The 3,378-nt window shown below is 53.9% G+C and carries 3 protein-coding genes; all 3 read right to left on the reverse strand.

What is annotated here, in order from left to right:
• Positions 1 to 2,219 (reverse strand): electron transport complex subunit RsxC (gene rsxC, locus CAG65_RS16010; RefSeq protein WP_161454272.1); only part of this gene is annotated, 2,219 nt, incomplete at its 3' end.
• 8 nt (positions 2,220 to 2,227) lie between these two features.
• Positions 2,228 to 2,809 (reverse strand): electron transport complex subunit RsxB, encoded by a 582-nt coding sequence (gene rsxB, locus CAG65_RS16015; protein WP_021703823.1) that lies wholly within the window; start codon positions 2,807 to 2,809, stop codon positions 2,228 to 2,230.
• On the reverse strand, positions 2,809 to 3,378 hold a 570-nt coding region (gene rsxA, locus CAG65_RS16020), incomplete at its 5' end, for an electron transport complex subunit RsxA (protein ID WP_202599425.1). The genes rsxB and rsxA, both read right to left, overlap by 1 nt.

Below are 3,378 nucleotides of genomic sequence, written 5' to 3' on the forward strand. Positions count from 1 at the left end.
TTCGATGGCGATACGCTTTCCGGCTCCGCTTGGGGCTCAGAGGCCTCAGCAGCTGCTTTGCGCGCTTTGGCGCGAGCGATGGCAGCGGCAACGGCGGCCTTTTTCGGATCGCTGTCGTCATTCGATGGCGATGCGCTTTCCGGCTCCGCTTGGGTCTCGGTGGCCTCTGCAGCCGCTTTGCGTGCTTTGGCGCGAGCGATGGCAGCGGCAACGGCGGCCTTTTTCGGATCGCTGTCGTCATTCGATGGCGATGCGGTGTCCGGCTCCGCTTGGGGTTCAGAGGCCTCTGCAGCCGCTTTGCGCGCTTTGGCGCGAGCAATGGCGGCCGCGACTGAGGCTTTTTTCGCATCCGCGTCACCGGATTGTGAAGCTACGGAAGAGTCAGGCTCGGCGTTTGCTTCGCTGGCTTGGGCGGCTTTGCGTGCTTTAGCGCGAGCAACCGCAGCGGCAACTGCCGCATTTTTTGACTCACCGTCAGACGCCGCATCGCTGGTGGTGTCCTGGTTGGCTTTTTGTGCTTTGCGCTCCCGGGCCTGGCGCTTGCGCTCTTCGCGCAGCTTGGCCATATCAGAGTTGTCTGGTTCGCTATCACCCGCCTGCATTGCCTGGGCTTGCTTGGCCTTAGCTTTGGCAATCGCAGCGGCGACGGCCGGTTTAACAACCGGGGTATCGGCAGTGGTTGCCGCGTCTTTTTGTGCTTTGACTCTGGCGATCGCGGCCGCGACTGCGTCATCACCGCCAGATTGCTTCATCTCTTTGCGACGATCGTCTGCGGCTTTCTTAAAGCGGTTTTCCCGCTCCGCCTTATCCCGCTCCATACGCGCTTTTTTGTCTTCAAAACGCTGTTTGGCACGTTCGGCGGCTTCGGCTTCTTCTTTTCGTGCCCAGATTTCGGCCTTGGCTTGGCGATAATACTGTACCAGTGGAATTTCACTTGGGCACACATAAGCACAAGCCCCACACTCAATACAATCTTTGAGATTCAGCTCTTCGCACTTGTCGTATTCTTCGGCCTTGGCGTGCCATAGCAGTTGCTGAGGCAGCAGAGACGCCGGACAAGCGTCAGCACACTGACCGCAGCGTATACACGCCATTTCGTATTGTTCTGCAACGATTTCACGTCGCTTGGGTGCCAGAATGCAGTTGGTGATCTTTGTGATGGGTACGTTGCCGTGTGGCAGGGTAAAGCCCATCAATGACCCGCCCATGATCAGACGTGGCAGCTTTTTGTCAGCTTTATAACCAAACTCTGTCAACAGGGCTTCAACCGGGGTACCGAGCAGAGCCCATACGTTGCGCGGTTGCTTAAACGTGTTGCCCGTGAGTGTGACGACACGTCGAACCAGTGGTTCATCATCGATCACCGCACGTTTGATCGCCTGCATAGATCCCACGTTCTGGACGATAACGCCAATATCGGCGGAGTGTTTGCCGCTGGGGACTTCGAGATTGGTCAGCAGCTTGATCAACTGCTTGGCGCCACCGGACGGGTATTTGGTCGGTACAACGCGGATGACGATATCTTTGTCAGCAGAAGCGTCCTGCAGCGCTTTTAATGCCTGCGGTTTGTTGTCTTCTATCCCGATGATGGTTAACTTCGGTTTCAGGATATGTTCCACCACTTCGATTCCGGCGATCACCTCGTCGGCATGGTGGCGCATCAACATGTCGTCTGCCGTAATGTAGGGTTCACACTCGGCTGCGTTGATGATCAGAACCTCTGTGCGCTGTTGACCTGACTGGATTTTCTTTGCCGCAGGGAAACCCGCGCCACCTAGACCTGCAATACCGGCACGGCGGATAATTTCAATCAGTTCTTCTGGCGTTTCATCGCGATAATCCGGACGTGGTGTCTGTTCGCGCCAGCGATCATCACCATCTGGCTGAATGACAATACACAGTTCACTCAAGCCCGACGGATGTGCCGTGGTGCGCGGTTCGATCGCGCTGATGGTGCCTGACGTCGGGGCATGAACCGGAAGCATAAAGCTGGTGCTAAAGTGGGTCAGTGGCTGGCCTTTCAGCACATGGTCGCCAACAGACACCAGTAACTGGCCCGGCTTGCCGATGTGTTGTTTAACTGGCAGGACAATTTCAGTGGGCAGACTGGCTTCCACCAAAGGGTGTTTTGTGGATTGGGCTTTGTTTTCCGGCGGATGAACACCACCAGGAAAATCCCACAGTGCGCCGGATTTAATTTGTTCGATTAATGACAACATACCAGTCCTTAACTCACTTTCTTCTGCTTATCTGCAGAATCGGTAATATCAACGACAGGAATGGCGTTCAGTTGCCATTTCCAGGTATCCGTGGTCGTTTCAACCGGAATCATTTCAATACAGTCAGTCGGGCAGGGCGCCACGCACAAATCACAGCCGGTACATTCATCCTTAATGACGGTGTGTAGGGCTTTCGTCCCACCGACAATTGCGTCAACCGGACAAGCTTGAATACATTTGGTGCAGCCGATACACATATCTTCATGGATAAAGGCAACTTTCTTCACATCATCAAGTTCGTGCGCTGATTCCTGGACCTCGACGCCCATCAGATCGGCCAGTTTCTCGATCGTCGCCTGACCACCAGGCGGGCATTTATTGATGTCATCCCCATTGGCGATTGCTTCGGCATACGGACGACAGCCGGGATAACCACATTGACCACATTGAGTTTGAGGAAGGATGCTGTCGATCTGATCGACGATCGGATCGGCTTCCACTTTAAAGCGTACGGACGCAAAGCCGAGGATGGCGCCAAATACGGCCGCCAGCACAGCGAGCACAATAACGGCTATCAGGATGGTACTCATTACAATTTCACCAACCCGGTAAAGCCCATAAATGCCAGAGACATCAGGCCAGCGGTGATCATAGCAATTGACGCACCTTTAAATGGTGCTGGCACATCAGAAACGGTGATGCGCTCACGCATAGAAGCGAACAGAATCAGAACCAGAGAGAACCCCACAGCGGCGCCGAAACCATAAATGATCGATTCTATGAAGTTGTGATTTTCGTTGATGTTTAACAACGCGACCCCTAATACGGCACAGTTAGTGGTGATTAGGGGGAGGAATATCCCCAGCAGCCGATAGAGGGTTGGACTGGTTTTGTGAACCACCATTTCGGTGAACTGAACGACGACCGCAATCACCAGAATGAAACTCATGGTACGCAGATACTGGATACCGAGCGGGGTCAGAATATAGGTTTCAACCAAATAGGCGCACACGGAGGCGAGGGTTAGCACAAAGGTTGTTGCTAACCCCATACCAATAGCAGTTTCCAGTTTTTTGGAAACCCCCATAAACGGACATAAGCCCAAGAACTTCACCAGTACAAAGTTGTTCACCAGCACAGTGCCAATCAACAACAAAAT

This window comes from Vibrio sp. V39_P1S14PM300, assembly GCF_009904765.1.
Lineage (GTDB): Bacteria > Pseudomonadota > Gammaproteobacteria > Enterobacterales > Vibrionaceae > Vibrio > Vibrio proteolyticus.

Bases quoted from the DNA above. Each gene is read 5' to 3' on its own strand.
- rsxB (WP_021703823.1), bottom strand. From the start codon at position 2,809: ATGAGTACCATCCTGATAGCCGTTATTGTGCTCGCTGTGCTGGCGGCC.